Raw genomic sequence first — 17,236 nt, forward strand, 5'->3', positions numbered from 1 at the left:
TATGACATGAAGGGAGTTCCAGACATGAATTTATTCGACACGCATACGCATTTGGACGCGCCGCAGTTCGACGAGGACCGCGAAGAAACCATTCGCCGCGCCGTGGAAAACGGCGTCAGCCGGATGATCAACGTCGGTTTTAACCGCGAAACGATTCCGTCCACGATGAAGCTTGCGGAAACGCATGATTTTATATACGCCGCCGTCGGCTGGCATCCTCAGGATGCGATCACGATGAAGGAAGGGGACCTCGAATGGATTGCATCTTTATGCAGCCATGAAAAAGTCGTGGCCATCGGCGAAATCGGGCTCGATTATTATTGGGATACCTCCCCGAAAGACGTGCAGCACCGGGTTTTGCGCCAGCAAATCGGGTTGGCCCGGGAGCTCGGCATGCCGATCGTGATCCATAACCGGGATGCGCACGAGGATATCGTGAAAATCCTGCGGGAGGAAAAGGCCAGCGAGGTCGGAGGCGTCATGCACTCCTACTCCGGCAGCTGGGAAACGGCCAAGTTATGCCTGAACATGGGATTCCATCTATCCTTCGGAGGGCCGATCACGTTCAAAAACGCCAGACAGCCCAAGGAAGTGCTTGCGCTGGTTCCGATGGACCGGCTGCTGATCGAAACCGACTCTCCGTACCTGACGCCGCACCCATTCCGGGGCAAGCGAAATGAGTCAGCCAACGTTCGTTTGGTAGCCGAGGCCGCTGCCAAGATTAAGGGGGTCGAGGTGGAGGAAATTGCCCGAATCACCACCCAAAATGCACTGGAACGATTTGGAATTAAGTGAAAACGGGAGAAAAACAGCTGAAAAAACGAGCATGAACGAAGCATTAAAGAATTTTAACCAAAAAAACCATGAATATTACAAATTTTTAACCATATATTCAAATAAACGTTGTTGATTCCCGCTTTACAACATGCATCAAAACAGGATATCATCTTTTCAGTGAACTTGGGCTGCTGTAAGCCGCTTCCTTTTTCGGCATCGCGGCAGCCTCCGTGAACCAATCTCGCTGAGTCTTTCGGTCTCGAAAGAGCGGGGGAACCAATACATAGAGCGCGACGGTCCTTTTATACCGACCCGGGCTCGGGATGTATTTGATTTCTTTTCAGGGTCTCAGGGGTGAATTCGGCGCGGTCCGCCATGAGCGGGCTGGCGTTGATCGGGCGGCTCTCTTTCGCCCAAACCCGACAGCTAACCCCGTAAGCGACATAAAGAGAGGGTTTCGTGCATTTACTTTTCCGTCATTCTGACATCCAGGGAAGCCACGAAGGAGACCTCATAAGCTCTTAGCTGGCTTCTTTTGTTTTTGAATAATGGAGAAGGCGTCGTCATACTGTTGTAAAACGGGAGGCGACAAATCATGAAAAAAAGATAGGTTCATGGTGCAAGAACGCATGCTCCTTATGTGTTCTTGTAAAAAATCGAGTATAGCCCGCGTCAAATCATTCATGCGTAACTCTAATGGCGAGGCTATGAAGGAGGATCGAGAAGGTGGGCATTTTCCATCAAGAAGAGACCCATGATTCAAAAATCTCCAGCATGTCTTACGCATTGCGATGGAAGCATGAGAATTTGCGCCAAATCTCTACTGCAGCTATCGTTACGATCGCGGTCACCATCATGATTTTGCTGCTGGTCAACTCATCCACGCGCAAACAGGTGTACCTGGTGGTAGACGGTCAGGTCAAAAAGATTCAGACTCACAAATCCGTTTTACAAGAAATGCTGGATGAGCAGGCAATCAGCCTCAAACCGGAAGATCAAGTCTCCATGCCGCTGAGCGGTTCGCTCCAGAATGGTGACAAAGTGGTGATCGACCGCGCTGCTCCCGTTCAATTGACGGTGGACGGGGCAACGAAAAAGTTGTATACCACCAAAGACACGGTTGGCGACGTATTGAAGGAGTTCGGCGTATCGCTCAAAGAACACGATAAAGTCACTCCGGCTCTGACCGAGCGGGTGACGGGCCAAACGGATATCCGTATCGTGCGCGTCAACAAACAAGTCGTGGACCGCCATGAAAATTTGCCTTTCCGCGTCATTAAGACGGCGGATCCCAGCCTGACGGTCGGCGATAACCGCGTCATTCAGCAGGGAAGGCCCGGCGTGATGGTGCAGCACATCGAAAAGGTATATCATGACGGCCAAATGGTATCCATGCGCATGGTGGGCAAGGAAGTGCAGGCAAAAACGCTGGATAAAATCATCGCCGTGGGCACGAAGAAAAAACCGGCTCCGCCTGTCGTCGTTCAAACAGCGGCCGTTAAATCTTCTTCCACCGCCAAATCTTCATCAGCCGCCAAAACGAAAAAAACCGTAAGCAGCAATAACCGCGTAAGCAAAGCCGGTGTTGATTTCTCATATAAAAAAATGATTCATGTCTCGATGACGGCTTATTCTGCCGGCGAACCCGGAATCGGTACCCGTACCGCGACGGGAACGCGGGTCACGGAAGGCCGCACCATCGCCGTGGATCCGAACGTGATTCCGCTCGGCTGGTGGGTGTACATCGAAGGCATCGGCTTCCGCCGTGCCGAAGACACGGGCGGCGCCATTAAGGGCAATAAGATCGACCTCTACTATGACTCCGTGAAGCGCGCCAACAACTTCGGCCGCAAATCCGGGATGAAAGTATACGTCATCGGTCCCGTGAAGCCGCAATTGAATTAATTTCGTTTTACAATGTCATTCTAATGTTATAGTATTATGATCATGAAAATGTCATGCTAAAGAAGAGGAGCATTCCTCTTCTTTTTGTTGTTTGGATGTCCGAAAACTTACGACGCATGAACGGACGAGCTTTAGGAAAGGGAGAAGCAGGTCATGATCAAGGAAGTCATAGTCGTGGAAGGACGGGACGATACCGTGGCCGTGAAGCGGGCGGTGGAAGCCGACACGATCGAAACCGGCGGTTCGGCGATCAACGGCCGCGTACTGAAGCGGATTGCCTTGGCCCAGGAACGCCGGGGAGTCATTGTATTGACGGACCCGGACCATGCCGGGGAGCGGATTCGAAAAATTATCGCCAGCAAGGTTCCCGGATGCAAGCATGCCTTTATTCCGGAGTCGGAAGCGACGCGGAAAGGGGACATCGGCGTGGAGAACGCTTCGCCGGAAGCGATCCGCAAGGCCCTCTCCCGCGTGCATACGTCCTACGAAGGCGCGGAAAGCCTGATCGATATGGAGGATCTGATGGCTGCAGGGCTTCTGGTGCACCCGGACGCGGCCCGCAGACGCATGGTGATGGGTAACCTGCTCGGCATAGGGTATTGCAACGGCAAGCAGTTCCATAAGCGGCTGGCCGTTTTTCAGATTACGCGCGAGGAATTTGCGGAGGCGTTAGCCCAATTGGAACAGGAAGGGGAAGGTTGACATGCAGCGAATGGACGATATCGCCTCGCCAAGGCGGACGAAGGAAATCATCCAGCGTCACGGTTTTTCGTTTAAAAAAAGCCTGGGGCAAAATTTTCTGATCGATCAAAATATTTTAGGCAAAATCGTGGAGGCGGCGGGGCTGGATGCCTCCAAGGGAGCTTTGGAGATCGGGCCGGGGATCGGAGCCCTTACCGAAAAGCTGGCCCAGGAAGCGGGCGCCGTCACGGCCGTCGAAATCGACCAGCGGCTTATTCCGATACTCCAGGAGGTATTGGAACCGTATCCGCATGTGCGCATTCATCATGGCGACGTGCTGAAGACGGATCTTGGCGCCCTCTTTCGGGAGGATTTCGCGAATGTATCCAAAGTCAGTGTCGTTGCCAACTTGCCTTATTACGTGACGACCCCGATTTTGATGAAACTGCTGGAAGAGCGGCTGCCGCTGGAGAACATCGTGGTCATGATCCAAAAAGAGGTGGCCGAACGCATGGCTGCTTCGCCCGGCACGAAGGACTACGGCAGTCTGAGCATCGCCGTGCAGTATTACAGCGAGCCTGAACTGGTCTGCATCGTGCCGAAAACGGTATTCATTCCGCAGCCGAACGTCGAGTCGGCCGTCATTCGCCTCAAGGTGCGCGAGCAGCCTCCGGTCGAGGTGGACGACGAAAATTTCTTTTTTCAAGTGGTGCACGCTTCGTTTGCCCAACGCCGCAAAACGATCGCCAACAATCTCAAGACGAGATTTTTTCCTAAAGAGGGCCGGGAGCGCCTCGAGGAGCTGCTTCACGCTGCAGGGATCGAACCTTCCCGCCGCGGCGAAACCCTCAGCCTGCAGGAATATGCGACGCTTTGCAACGTATTGCTCCGGGCCGGCGTACGGGGATGAGGACGGTTCGCTCACCGCATCAAGTTTGGGGCGGGCAGGGCGCAAGGCCTCGTCCCATTGCTTATTTTGGCAAAAGGGAAGAACCATTGGGGAGATTCGCCCATACCATGGGGTAGGGGTGATGTTGTGATGAATGTAGGAGACCTGGTCGTCCGCAAATCTTATGGCGGTGATGTCGCTTTCCGCGTGGAAGATCTGCGGAGCAATTTGGCTGTGATCAAGGGGACCGAGTTTCGGCTGTTGGCTGATTCGCCCCTCGATGACCTCGTTCGGGTGCCATATGCGCCGTTCAATGAAAAAACGCAGAAGGCCCATATCCGTGCCAACGAGTCGTTAAGCAGGCTGCAGCGCCACCGTGAGGAGCTGACCGAACGCACGCAAGCGAATCTCGGCGGGGAATGGCCGATGGCGGAACAGCCTTCTTATTTTGAAGTTCCGGGTAAAGTCCTCCATCTCGATGGAGATATCAATTACTTAAAAAAGAGCCTGAATCTTTACCAGCAGCTTCGCGTGCCCGTCGAGGGACATTACGTTAACGAGGCGGGCATGGCGGATGCGCTCTATCGCCTGCTGCCGCGGGTGCGGCCGGATATCGTGGTCATTACGGGGCATGACGGAGTGTTGAAGCACCGGCCGAACAATGACCTCTATAACCTGAACAGTTACAAAAATTCCCAAAATTTCGTTTCGGCCATTCAGGTTGCCCGTCAATACGAACGGCATTACGATACGCTGACGATCATTGCCGGTGCCTGCCAGTCGCATTTTGAGGCGCTGCTGCAAGCGGGAGCGAATTTCGCCAGCTCGCCGGGGCGCATACTCATCCATGCGCTGGATCCCGTTTACGTGGCCGCTAAGGCCTCCTTTACGTCGGTGAGGGAAACCATCAACATGATGGATGTGCTTCATAATACGATCAGCGGGGCGCAGGGCGTCGGGGGCATCGAAACGCGCGGAAGCTACCGCATCGGATTGCCGCGCCTGAATGACCTTTCCCAGCTGAAGGTAACGCCTTCGGTGATGTAAACCCGTTTTTCTAAACAAGAGCATCATGGGATGAGCAGTCGATAAACCTTAATCGCGATACATGGATTAAGGTTTTTTTGTCGTTAACGGCGTGTATGCGGAAATCCTGCAAAATCCCGCAAAAAAACCGATTGACAAATTAAATTTGATGCTGATATAATTTAAATTTTATTTGACAAAAACTTCTTCCTGCGTTATAATGGACAAGGAAAGAGGTGGTCGTCGACAATGGCTAAAAATGCGCTGTTGGAAATCAAACGAAATCTCGAGGCTCATGTAGGTCAGAAAATATCGCTCCGGGCTAACGGTGGACGTCGTAAGACGATCGAACGTACGGGCGTGCTCGAGGAAACGTACCCTTCTGTTTTTATCGTCAAGCTGGATCAAGAACAGCAAACCTTTAAACGTGTTTCATACAGCTATGCAGATATTCTTACTGAATCCGTGGAAGTCACCATTTGCGAAGAGCAGGCGAAGGACGCGGACTAAGCAGGATCAGGCGTAACTTTTTTATTTGGAAGCAGCTTTCCCATGCGGAAGGCTGTTTTTTGTTGTCAGCGAATTTTTCGAATGGGGCCGGGTCGGGCGAGAAATAATACAAAAGGAATTCCTTTTACCGCATAACGAAGGACCGTCCCGAAGATGGATTAAGCGGGGCCGGTTCCGGGACTGACAAGGAGGACTGCAAATGAGCCGCAGACGCCGCAGCGTGATGTCGGAGGAACTGAAGACGGAGCTTGCCAAGGATTTGGGGTTTTACGAAACGGTACAGCAGGAGGGTTGGGGCAGCATCAAAGCCAAGGACGCCGGCAACATGGTGAAACGCGCCATCCAGCTTGCCGAAGAGGCTGCAGCCCGCAAATCGTAAGGTTCAAAACATGTCAGACGGAGATCTCCATGGCATCGCATGGGAATCTCCGTTTTTCTATGGCCCGCGAAAGGTTCGAAATGACTTGCTTGGTACAGTTTGTTATAATGATTTGAAGCTGATAGCGAGGGAAACTTAAGGGTGGGTGAACGCCTTGAAAATTTACGAAAAAGCACCGGCCAAAATCAATTTGATGCTGGATGTATTACATAAAAGGCCGGACGGCTTCCACGAGGTCGAAATGGTCATGACGATGGTCGATTTGGCGGACAGGCTGGAAATGTCGGAGCTGCCGCGCGACACCATCATTATTACGAGCCAGGCGGGGTATATCCCGCTTGACGAGAAAAACTTGGCCTTCCAGGCCGCAAGACTGATCAAGGACCGGTACGACGTCCGCAGCGGCGTCCATATCCACTTGGACAAAAAAATCCCGGTAGCCGCGGGTTTGGCGGGGGGCAGCAGCGACGCGGCCGCGGCGCTGAGGGGATTGAACCGGCTGTGGAATTTGAACATACCCATGCAAGAGCTGCAGGAGCTGGGGGCCGAGCTGGGGTCGGATGTTCCCTTTTGCGTGACCGGGGGCACGGCGCTTGCGACCGGGCGGGGGGAGAAGCTCGTCAAGGTGGACAATCCGCTAAGCTGCTGGGTTATTTTGGCCAAGCCTCCCATCAATGTGTCGACAGCCGAGGTCTACGGCAAATTCAGGGCGGCAGAGGTAAAGCGGCATCCGTCCGCCGAGCAGATGGTTAAAGCGATCGAAGCCGGCGATTTCGGAGCCGTATGCGAACGTCTCGGCAACGTGCTTGAGGATGTGACGCTGAAGCTTCACCCGCAGGTGGCCCAGCTGAAGGAAGCCATGCTGAGACTTGGGGCCGACGGAGCGCTCATGTCGGGAAGCGGCCCGACCGTATTCGGGCTTGTTTACAAAGAATCGAAGGTCGCGCGGATTTATAACGGACTTCGCGGGTTTTGCCGGGAAGTGTACGCGGTGCGGCTATTGACCTGATGATCCTGCCGGGCGCATAAAAAGCAAGCCGGGCCGGAAATGTTTGCGAGGCAGGATCTTATTGTACAAACACGTACAAAAATGCTATATTTATACTGTATTATTCGGATTTTACACATATGAAATCGAATTTGAAGATGGCTTGACCGAAAGCAGCTTTGTTGGCCGGCCATCGTTGATGAATAAAGTGATAGCGAGGAGTTTTCGTGAAAAAATTAAAGCGAAGCGCGCGTCTGGTCGAGATGACCCAATATTTGCTGTCCAGACCTCATACTTTGATCCCGCTCACCACGTTCGCTGAACGGTACGGGGCGGCCAAATCCTCGATCAGCGAAGACCTGGTGATCATCAAGGAGGTGTTCGAGGACGAGGGCATGGGAGAACTGCTGACGCTGGCCGGAGCGGCCGGAGGCGTGAAGTTCATTCCGAAGATGCCGAAGAGTCAGGCGTTGGCCTTTGCGGAGGAGCTTTGCAGCCAGCTGCAGCAAAAAGACCGCATCCTCCCCGGCGGATACCTGTACATGTCCGATTTGCTCGGAGAGCCGTCCTTGATGAACGAAGCGGGGAAAATATTTGCCACCGCCTTTGCCGACCAGGAGATCGACGTGGTGATGACGGTGGAAACCAAAGGGATCCCGCTGGCTTATGCGACCGGAGCCCAGCTGAATTTGCCCGTAGTACTGGTCCGGAGGGACCACCAAGTAACGGAAGGCTCGGCGGTGAGCATCAACTACGTCTCAGGCTCGCATAAAAGCATCCACACCATGTCGCTGTCGCGGCGCGCCCTCAAAGAGAAGTCCAAAGTCCTGATCGTGGACGACTTCATGAAAGCCGGCGGAACCATTCAAGGGATGGTCGATTTGCTGGCCGAATTTGATGCCGAAGTCGCAGGCGTGGGCGTATTGGTGGAATCCGGCGAGGTGGATACGGAGGAGCGTCTCCTGCATGACTACGTATCGTTGGCGACCTTGACCGGCGTCGACGCCAAAACGAAGGAAATCGGTGTGAAACCGGGCAACTATTTTACTAAAAAATGACCCGGCTCCGTCATGACGAAATATGTCGACTGGAAACTTTTCGGGACGAATAGTTCCGAAGTCTGTCGACAATCTCATTTCTATAAAAAAATTCCTGAAATTAGGACATTTTGTTGCTCCAAAAAAGAGGATTTTGAACTGCTGTGTGGAATTATACACCAAGTCTCTGATGGAAAAAGGTGGTGAACACACATGCAAATTACGGATGTCAGACTCCGCCGAGTCAACTCTGAGGGGAGAATGAAAGCAATCGCGTCCATTACCATTGATAACGAATTTGTGGTTCATGATATTCGGGTCATCGATGGCAACAATGGAATGTTCGTTGCTATGCCGAGCAAGCGCACTCCAGACGGGGAATTCCGCGACATCGCCCATCCGATCTCTTCCGGTACGCGGGAGAAGATCCAAACGGCAGTCCTGGCGGAATATGAACGCGCTGCCAATGAAGAAGAAGTGATTGAAGAAGGCGCTTAAGGTTCACAATTGGGGTTCAAGGAAAAGAGAGCCAGACTTATGGCTCTCTTTTCTTTTTACGGAGAATACGATATATTCTTTAATGAGTTTAAGAGTGGGAGGTCAAGATCCTTGAAAAGAATGGCGATTGTTCTTGCCGCAGGGCAGGGTAAACGAATGAAATCGAAACTATACAAAGTGCTGCACCCCGTCTGTGGAAAACCTATGGTAGGGCATGTACTTGATACCGTCAAAGAAGTCGACTGCGAGCGCAGCGTCGTTATCGTGGGCCATGGTGCGGAAGCCGTCCAATCTTATCTGGGTGAGGCCGCGGAATACGTGCTGCAGGAGCAGCAGCTCGGAACGGGCCATGCCGTGAAAATGGCAAAGGATCTCCTCGGATCGGAACAAGGCTCTACCATCGTCATTTGCGGGGATACGCCTCTTGTTACTGCGGAAACGTTGAAGGCTCTGACGGAGCTTCATGAGAGCAATAACGCGGCGGCAACCGTGCTGACGGCTTATACGGAAAATCCTAAGGGATACGGGCGCGTCATCCGGAGCGAAGACGGCAGCGTTCTGCGGATCGTGGAACAGAAGGACTGCTCGCCGGAAGAAGATGCCGTGCGCGAATTCAATACGGGAACCTATTGCTTTGACAATGCCAAGCTGTTTGCGGCTCTCGATAAAGTAACGAACAACAATGCACAGCAGGAATATTATTTGACCGACGTCATCGGCATCCTTGTCGGCGCAGGCGAAACGGTGCTTGGGTACATGACCGAAGATTATGCGGAATCGATCGGCGTCAACGACCGTCTGGCCCTTTCCGAAGCGGAGCGTTTGATGCGCGAGCGCATCAACAAACGGCATATGCTCGGCGGCGTAACCATCATTGATCCGGCCTCGACCTATATCGGCGCGGACGTCAAAATCGGCTTCGACACGGTGCTTCTTCCGGGCACGGTCCTTACGGGTAGCACCGTCATCGGCGAAGACTGCCAAATCGGGCCGCAAAGCGAGATCAAGGATTCCGTCATCGGCGACGGGGCGGTCATCAAACATTCCGTGCTCGACCAGGCGGAAGTCGGAAACCGCACGACCGTCGGCCCTTATGCCTATTTGCGCCCGAAAGCCCAATTGGGGGAAGACGTGAAAATCGGCGATTTCGTGGAGGTCAAAAACGCCAAGATCGCGGACGGTTCCAAAGTGTCGCATTTAAGCTACATCGGCGACGCGGTCGTCGGGAAAAACGTCAATGTCGGCTGCGGTGCGATAACGGTCAACTACGATGGGTATAATAAATCCATAACGGAAATCGAAGACGATGCCTTTATCGGCAGCAACGTGAATCTAATCGCCCCTGTGAAGGTTGGGAAAGGCGCGTACGTGGTTGCAGGATCGACCATTACGCATTCGGTTCCTGAAAACGATCTGGCCATTGCCAGAAAGCGTCAGGAGAACAAGCCGGGATACGCCGAAAAAATCCGTGCCCGCGCAAAGGCAAAAAAAGACAAGCAGTAGCATTTGCGTCCAAAGGATGATTAAATAGTAATAGAGGATTAATCACAATTTCCTAGAAGCATCATTGTTCAAACGGCAATGGAGACAGGCATGAATTTCAATGAACCAGCACGGAGGGTTTTTATTTTATGACTTATTGTGATTCGAAATTAAAGATTTTTACTTGCAACTCCAATCCGAAGCTCGCGCAGCAAATAGCCGATTATATCGGGATTCCGATGGGCGATTCCCATACGACCAGCTTCAGCGACGGCGAAATCCAAGTGAAGCTGAACGAAAGCGTCCGCGGGTGCCACGTGTACGTCGTCCAGTCCACATGCGGCCCGGTCAACGACAACCTGATGGAGCTGCTGATCATGGTCGACGCGCTCAAGCGCGCCTCCGCGAAGAGCATCAATGTCGTGATTCCTTATTACGGCTACGCGCGTCAGGACCGCAAAGCCCGTTCCCGCGATCCGATCACTGCGAAGCTGGTCGCTAACCTGATTGAAAAAGCGGGAGCGCACCGCGTCATCACGATGGATTTGCACGCGATGCAGATTCAGGGATTTTTCGACATTCCGGTGGACCATCTGCTTGGCGTGCCGATTTTGGCGCAATATTTCCGTTCGAAGCAGATCGAAAATCCGGTCGTCGTCTCCCCGGACCACGGCGGCGTCGTGCGTGCCAGAAAGCTGGCCGACTTCCTGAACGCCCCTCTGGCCATCATCGATAAGCGGCGTCCGGAACCGAACGTGAGCGAAGTGATGAACATCATCGGCCACATCGAGGGCAAAACGGCCATTTTGATCGACGACATCATCGATACGGCCGGCACCATTGTCCTTGGCGCCAACGCGCTGATGGAAGGCGGGGTCAAGGAGGTTTACGCTTGCTGTACGCATCCGGTATTCTCCGGTCCTGCCATGGAACGTCTTGAAAACTCTCCGCTGAGTGAAGTCATTGTAACGGATACCATTCCGATTACGCATCCAGACCCAAGCAACAAAATCAAAGTGCTTTCGGTAGCTCCGCTTATGGGCGAAGCGATTATCCGGGTTCATGAGGAACTGTCGATCAGCAAGCTGTTTGAAATCGAATAAATGGATGGCGACGAAAGAGGGTTATGTTTTCCGGGAGGAAAATATAACCCTTCTCGGCATATACCGCCGTTTGGAGGAATCAAAACGAAATGAAATGGATCGTCGGACTGGGCAACCCCGGTTCTAACTACGAAAAAACGCGTCATAACGTCGGATTTATGATGCTTGACGCTTTGGCGAAGCGCCACGGGATCAAATTCGGCCCCAGCAAATGCAAGGCATTGATCGGCGAAGGTTTGATCGGCAGCGACAAAGTGGTGCTTATCAAGCCGATGACTTACATGAATTTATCGGGCGAAGCCGTTCGGGCTTACATGGATTATTACAAAGCGAACGTCGAAGACATGATCGTCGTATACGACGATTTGGATACCGAGATCGGCAAAATACGGCTGCGGTACCAGGGAAGCGCAGGCGGGCATAACGGCATCAAATCGATCATCCAGCATACCGGAACGCAAACCTTTAACCGCATCCGCATGGGCATTTCCCGTCCGGAGCCGGGTTTTGCCGTGGTAGATTATGTCCTATCGGCATTTCCGAAAAAGGAGAAAGAGCTGCTGGAAAACATGATCGAACGTGCGTGCGATGCCGCCGAATACAGTCTCGGTCATACCTACGAGCAGACGATGGCGAAGTTTAACGGGTAAAAGGGCGCGGCAAGCTTCGGTAAACAGGGCTAAATCAAGCGCAGAGCGGGCATAATGAGGGTATAAACCACCTTCAGGAGGCATATAGATGGCTATAAATTATATCTGCCGGCACTGCCGAACCCCGCTCGGGACTCTCGATTCGACCCAGGTAACCGATGCCCAGCTCGGGTTTCATTCCTTGACCCCCGCGGAACGGAGAGATATAATAGCGTATGATTTAAGCGGAGATGTCACCGTCAAGGTGATTTGCGATTATTGCAGGGAAGCGCTGGAGAACAATCCGGAGCTGAGCCTGATCACAAGCCCGCTCCAATAAAGATCCGGTGGGGATACCCGACGTTTTCGGGGCCTCGGCAGTTTTGCTGAGGCTTCTTTTCGGTATTCCCCGGGATGACCTATTGGTAGATTTTTTCGGAATATTGAAGTTTTTAAATAACAAGAGGATTTTTCAAAATCCAGAAAAGTTAGCATGAGAGAGGTGCCCCTTTTGTTACAAGCACTTATAGAAGCGTTTTCCAAAGATCCGGATTTGCAATCCGTCACCGCCGGCGTAAAAGCAGGCATGAAAGAACAGCTGGTATCGGGTCTGTCCGGCTCCGCGCGGCAAATCATGCTGGCGGCATTGTACGAAGAAGTGAAGCGCCCGATGCTGATCGTGACTCATAACATGTTTTCGGCGCAAAAAATCGCGGAGGATTTGCAGGAAGCGCTTTCTCCGGAAAACGTTCTGCTGTACCCGGCCAATGAGCTGGTTGCCGCCGAATCGGCCGTATCCAGTCCGGAAACGCTTGCCCAGCGGATCGACGTGTTGATGAAATGCGCGCAGGGATTCACGGGGGTCGTCGTCGCGCCTTTTTCCGGGGTACGGCGGTTTTTGCCTGCTCCCGAAGTGATGGGGAAGTCCCAAATCCGGATCGAAGACGGCGGCACGCTGAACGTCGACGAATTCATGCTGCGCATGATCGAGATGGGGTACGAACGCGTGGAGCGCGTGGAAAGCAAGGGCGAGATGAGCCTGCGCGGCGGCATTATCGATTTTTATCCCATGACCTCCGAGCTTGCTTACCGCGTCGAGCTGTTTGATGAAGATATCGATTCCATCCGCACCTTCGACCCGGCAGATCAGCGTTCCATCGACAAAGTCAAGGAAGTTACCATTACCCCTTGCAAAGAGATTATCGCGGATCAGCAGCGGTTGGTCCAAGCAGCCGAAGCCGCAGGACATTTGCTGGAGGAGCAGCTCGGCAAAATGACGGACCGCCAGGCCAAGCTGCGCCTGACCGAAGAGATGAACCGGGAAATGGAGCTTTTGCGCGAGCATGTCTATTTTCCCGAAATCTATAAATATATTTCGCTCCTTTATCCGGAGCGCAAGACGCTGTACGACTACATGCCCAAAGACACGGTATTGATACTCGACGAGCCGGCCCGCCTCCTGGAAACGGCAAGACAACTGGAGCGCGACGAGGCCGAATGGAACCTGCATTTGCTTCAAAACGGTAAAACGTTGCCGCAGCTGCTTCTTTCGGTCGAAAACGAGGCCGTGCTCTATCATCGTCCTTTCCAGACCATTTTCATGTCCATCTTCCTGCGCCAGGTGCCCCATACGCAGCCGCAAAACATTTTGAACTTCATCAGCCGCGGCATGCAGGATTTCCATGGTCAAATGAACGTCCTCAAATCGGAGATGGAGCGCTGGCATAAATCCGGCGTCAAGGTCATCATGCTGGCCAGCGGCGAAGAACGGCTCGAGCGGATGCGCCGCGTCCTGCAGGACTATAACATCGAAGAGCCCGTCATGATGCAGGGCAACCTGCAGACGGGATTCGAGATGCCTTCGATCCACCTCGCGGTCATTACCGAAGGAGAAATGTTCTCGCAAAAGCAGCGCAAAATCCGCAAGCTCGGCAAAAACATGGACAATGCCGAACGCATCAAAAGCTATACCGAGCTGAAGGTCGGCGACTACGTCGTCCACCAAAACCACGGGATCGGCAAATACATGGGCATCGGCACGCTCGAAATCAACGGCATCCATAAGGATTACATGCATATTCTGTATGCCGGCGGCGACAAGCTGTCCGTGCCGATCGAGCAGATCGACCTGATTCAAAAGTACGTCGGCTCGGAGGACAAGGAGCCTAAAATCTACAAGCTGGGCGGCAACGAGTGGAACAAGGTCAAAAGCAAGGTCCATTCGTCCGTGCAGGATATTGCGGATGATCTGATCAAGCTTTACGCCGAACGGCAAGCCACGCCGGGTTACGCGTTCGAAAAGGATACGCCCGAGCAGCGGGAATTCGAGGAAATGTTCCCGTACGACGAAACGCGCGATCAGCTGCGGGCCATCGAGGAAATCAAAAAGGATATGGAGAAAAACCGTCCGATGGACCGGCTGCTTTGCGGCGACGTCGGCTACGGCAAAACCGAGGTGGCGATCCGCGCGGCCTTCAAGGCGGCGATGGAGGGCAAGCAGGTAGCGGTGCTCGTTCCGACGACGATTTTGGCACAGCAGCATTACGAAACGTTCCGCGAGCGTTTTTCGGGATATCCGATCAACATCCAGGTGCTCAGCCGCTTCCGTTCCCGGAAGGAGCAGAACGAGACGATCAAGGGCGTCCGCCAAGGGACGGTCGACGTTGTCATCGGCACGCATCGCCTGTTGTCCCAGGATCTTGTATTTAAGGACCTCGGGCTGTTGATCGTCGACGAGGAGCAGCGTTTTGGCGTGACCCACAAGGAGAAGCTCAAAAAGCTGAAAACGAACGTGGACGTGCTGACGTTAACGGCAACGCCGATTCCGCGCACGCTGCATATGTCGATGCTGGGCGTTCGCGATCTGTCGGTCATCGAGACGCCGCCGGAGAACCGTTTTCCGGTGCAAACCTACGTGGTGGAGCACAGCCAGACGCTGGTGCGCGAGGCGATCGAACGGGAGCTTGGCCGCGGGGGCCAGGTTTATTATCTCTACAACCGGGTGCAGGGCATTCAGGAAATGGCGAGCCAGATCAGCGCGCTGGTGCCTGAAGCGAGAGTAGGCGTCGGCCACGGCCAAATGTCCGAATCGGAGCTCGAAAAGACGATCCTCGATTTTCTTGACGGCGAATACGACGTGCTGGTCAGCACCAGCATCATCGAAACCGGGGTCGACATTCCGAACGTCAACACGCTGATCGTGCACGACGCGGACAAAATGGGCTTGTCTCAGCTGTACCAGCTGCGCGGCCGCGTAGGCCGGTCCAACCGGATCGCTTATGCTTATTTTACGTATCAGCGGGACAAGGTGCTGACGGAGGTTGCGGAGAAACGTCTGCAATCGATCAAGGAGTTCACGGAGCTTGGTTCCGGCTTCAAAATCGCCATGCGCGATTTGTCCATCCGCGGCGCAGGGAACCTGCTCGGGGCGGAGCAGCACGGCTTTATCGCTTCCGTCGGCTTCGACCTGTATTCGCAAATGCTGGCCGAAGAAATCAAGAAGCGGAAAGTCACCATGCTCGGCGAAAAAGAAGAGCCGTCCAAATCTTGGAATACCGTCATCGACATCGGCATCGATGCTTATTTGCCTGCCGACTACATCTATGACAGCATCCAAAAAATCGAAATCTACAAAAAGGTTGCGGCCGTCGGCACGTTCAACGACGAAAAAGAGCTGGAGGACGAATTGCTCGACCGGTTCGGAGAGCTGCCTGAAGCGGTGGTCAACCTGCTTGCGGTGGCCCGCCTGAAGATTTACGGCAAAATGTACGGCATCGACTCGATCAACCGCCGCGGCGACGATTTGCTGCTGAAGTTTTACGAAGGCCAGGAGAAAAAAATCAGCACCTCCAAACTTGCCCAGATTGGCAATAAGTTCGAAAGACGTGTACAATTTGAGCAGGAGTCTCATTTATTGATCCGCATCAAGGGCAAGGGACTCGACGACAAACAGCTGCTTGGTTTGCTGGAGGATTTTTTGGCGGCCATTCGGGAGCTGTTCAAATCGAAGGAGGAACTTCAGGATGTCGTTCAATAGAAGGAAGGCATGGAAGGGAATCATCTTGACGGTGGTCTCGGCCATGATGCTTGCCGTACTGGCTGCCTGCGAAAAAAGCGGGGCGGATGAGCAGCAGGATGCTGCCGAACCGAAAGACACGAGCAAAGTGGTGGCAACCTATAAAGGGGGAAGCATCACGGAAAAAGAGCTTGAGACCCAGAAAAAAATCATCTCTTTTACGTCCCCGGATGATGCACAGCTGGTCAATCTCAGTTATTTTCAGAATTTTTTGGTCAAGCAGATGATCGCTTTCGATTATTTGAGCAGCAAGGCGGCGGAATCCTCGAAAAAAGAAGGGGAAAAGCAAGCCGACCAGCTGATCGGGCAAAATAAAGAGAAGATGGGCGAAGAACAGTTCAAAAAGGAACTGGAGAGCCGGCAGTTGAAGGAGGAGGACCTCCGGAATTATCTCGTCAAAACGATGACGGCCATGACCGACATGAACAGCAAAGTGACGGAAGACGAGGTCAAAAATAAATTCGAGGCGAACAAGCAGGAGTACACGGTAGCCACCCTGCATCACATCCTGATCGGGCTGCAATATGGCGACAAGAAAGAGCGCACCAAGGAAGAGGCACTCAAAATCGCCAAGGACGTCAAGTCCGAGCTGGATCAGGGAGCAGACTTCGCGGACATCGCCAAAAAATACTCCGATGATTCGGCGACCAAGGAAAGCGGCGGTTTGTACGAGAACTTTACCGTCGGCCAATATAACATTAACGGATTCAAGGAGCAGGTGCTGACGCTGCCGCTGGGCAAAATCAGCGATCCGTTCGAAACGACGCTTGGTTATCATATCGTTAAGGTAGACTCCCGGAAGGAGACGACGTTCGATCAGCTGACCAAGGAACAGAAGGAAATCATCAAATACAACCTGGGCGCGGCGAAGATCGACAACTTCATCCAAAACCAGCTCAAGGACATCATTCAGAAAATCGACCTGCCGAAAACGGAAGATCAGCAGCCGCAGGGCGGCGTGGAGAAGGAGAAGACCGGTTCGGAAGCCAAGGACGGGAAATCTCCGCAGCCTTACACGGAGAAAGTCGAGAAGGCTGAAGGCACAAGCGGAAAATGACAAGGATTAAGCGGCATTAAACGCGGAGAAATCCGCGTTTTTGCGTGGGCAAAAATAGGCATCCGTGAAGGGTACAATCTGTATCGGACCGCAACTATTCATTCCAACATCATGTATAAGGATTTGGGAAAGGATGAATACTATGGTCAGATATCACACTTATATTACTGGGACACACATCTTCCCATCCGAACAGTAGT

At 53.1% G+C, this 17,236-nt stretch carries 16 protein-coding genes and 1 riboswitch; all 16 genes read left to right on the forward strand.

What is annotated here, in order from left to right:
- The first annotated feature begins 24 nt into the window (after nt 1-24).
- The 16 genes from MKY58_RS27460 (at nt 25) to MKY58_RS27535 (ending at nt 17,036) form a co-directional block, all read left to right on the forward strand.
- Entirely contained in the window at nt 25-795 is a 771-nt protein-coding gene (locus MKY58_RS27460) for a TatD family hydrolase (protein ID WP_339322856.1), read from the forward strand.
- A 214-nt stretch (nt 796-1,009) separates the two neighbouring features.
- Nucleotides 1,010-1,233: riboswitch (cyclic di-AMP (ydaO/yuaA leader) on the forward strand.
- Between the two features lie 270 nt (nt 1,234-1,503).
- Complete coding sequence (locus MKY58_RS27465; RefSeq protein WP_339322857.1) at nt 1,504-2,682, forward strand: ubiquitin-like domain-containing protein; 1,179 nt, start codon at nt 1,504-1,506, stop codon at nt 2,680-2,682.
- A 153-nt stretch (nt 2,683-2,835) separates the two neighbouring features.
- Complete coding sequence (rnmV, locus tag MKY58_RS27470; protein ID WP_339322858.1) at nt 2,836-3,384, forward strand: ribonuclease M5; 549 nt, start codon at nt 2,836-2,838, stop codon at nt 3,382-3,384.
- A 1-nt stretch (nt 3,385) separates the two neighbouring features.
- Nucleotides 3,386-4,273 (forward strand): 16S rRNA (adenine(1518)-N(6)/adenine(1519)-N(6))-dimethyltransferase RsmA, encoded by an 888-nt coding sequence (gene rsmA, locus MKY58_RS27475; RefSeq protein WP_036712722.1) that lies wholly within the window; start codon nt 3,386-3,388, stop codon nt 4,271-4,273.
- 129 nt (nt 4,274-4,402) lie between these two features.
- Nucleotides 4,403-5,299: a sporulation peptidase YabG gene (gene yabG, locus MKY58_RS27480; protein ID WP_036712723.1), complete on the forward strand. Its 897-nt coding sequence runs from the start codon at nt 4,403-4,405 to the stop codon at nt 5,297-5,299.
- A gap of 228 nt (nt 5,300-5,527) precedes the next feature.
- Complete coding sequence (locus MKY58_RS27485; RefSeq protein WP_036712726.1) at nt 5,528-5,788, forward strand: Veg family protein; 261 nt, start codon at nt 5,528-5,530, stop codon at nt 5,786-5,788.
- 199 nt (nt 5,789-5,987) lie between these two features.
- On the forward strand, nt 5,988-6,167 hold the full coding sequence (locus MKY58_RS27490) for a small, acid-soluble spore protein, alpha/beta type (protein ID WP_339322859.1): 180 nt from the start codon (nt 5,988-5,990) through the stop codon (nt 6,165-6,167).
- Nucleotides 6,168-6,321: 154 nt separating this feature from the next.
- The gene (gene ispE, locus MKY58_RS27495) at nt 6,322-7,176 is read left to right on the forward strand and encodes a 4-(cytidine 5'-diphospho)-2-C-methyl-D-erythritol kinase (protein WP_339322860.1); all 855 of its coding nucleotides are present in this window, start codon (nt 6,322-6,324) and stop codon (nt 7,174-7,176) included.
- A gap of 206 nt (nt 7,177-7,382) precedes the next feature.
- A complete protein-coding gene (gene purR, locus MKY58_RS27500) occupies nt 7,383-8,213 on the forward strand; it encodes a pur operon repressor (protein WP_212952149.1) in 831 nt (276 codons plus the stop codon).
- A gap of 192 nt (nt 8,214-8,405) precedes the next feature.
- Nucleotides 8,406-8,690 carry a septation regulator SpoVG gene (gene spoVG, locus MKY58_RS27505; protein WP_036712730.1) on the forward strand — a complete coding sequence of 95 codons (285 nt, stop codon included), beginning with the start codon at nt 8,406-8,408 and terminating at the stop codon, nt 8,688-8,690.
- A 111-nt stretch (nt 8,691-8,801) separates the two neighbouring features.
- On the forward strand, nt 8,802-10,193 hold the full coding sequence (gene glmU / locus MKY58_RS27510) for a bifunctional UDP-N-acetylglucosamine diphosphorylase/glucosamine-1-phosphate N-acetyltransferase GlmU (RefSeq protein ID WP_339322861.1): 1,392 nt from the start codon (nt 8,802-8,804) through the stop codon (nt 10,191-10,193).
- A gap of 128 nt (nt 10,194-10,321) precedes the next feature.
- Nucleotides 10,322-11,275 carry a ribose-phosphate diphosphokinase gene (locus tag MKY58_RS27515; RefSeq protein WP_036712732.1) on the forward strand — a complete coding sequence of 318 codons (954 nt, stop codon included), beginning with the start codon at nt 10,322-10,324 and terminating at the stop codon, nt 11,273-11,275.
- 89 nt (nt 11,276-11,364) lie between these two features.
- Complete coding sequence (pth, locus tag MKY58_RS27520; protein WP_339322862.1) at nt 11,365-11,925, forward strand: aminoacyl-tRNA hydrolase; 561 nt, start codon at nt 11,365-11,367, stop codon at nt 11,923-11,925.
- Between the two features lie 88 nt (nt 11,926-12,013).
- On the forward strand, nt 12,014-12,244 hold the full coding sequence (locus tag MKY58_RS27525) for an anti-sigma-F factor Fin family protein (RefSeq protein ID WP_036712738.1): 231 nt from the start codon (nt 12,014-12,016) through the stop codon (nt 12,242-12,244).
- Nucleotides 12,245-12,415: 171 nt separating this feature from the next.
- Nucleotides 12,416-15,940: a transcription-repair coupling factor gene (gene mfd / locus MKY58_RS27530; RefSeq protein ID WP_339322863.1), complete on the forward strand. Its 3,525-nt coding sequence runs from the start codon at nt 12,416-12,418 to the stop codon at nt 15,938-15,940.
- Nucleotides 15,927-17,036, forward strand: coding sequence for a peptidylprolyl isomerase (locus tag MKY58_RS27535; protein WP_339322864.1), 1,110 nt, complete (start codon nt 15,927-15,929; stop codon nt 17,034-17,036). Before mfd ends, MKY58_RS27535 begins: the two co-directional genes overlap by 14 nt.
- The last annotated feature ends 200 nt before the right edge of the window (nt 17,037-17,236 follow it).

The organism is Paenibacillus sp. FSL W8-0194 (assembly GCF_037969745.1).
GTDB classification, from domain to species: domain Bacteria; phylum Bacillota; class Bacilli; order Paenibacillales; family Paenibacillaceae; genus Paenibacillus_AQ; species Paenibacillus_AQ cookii.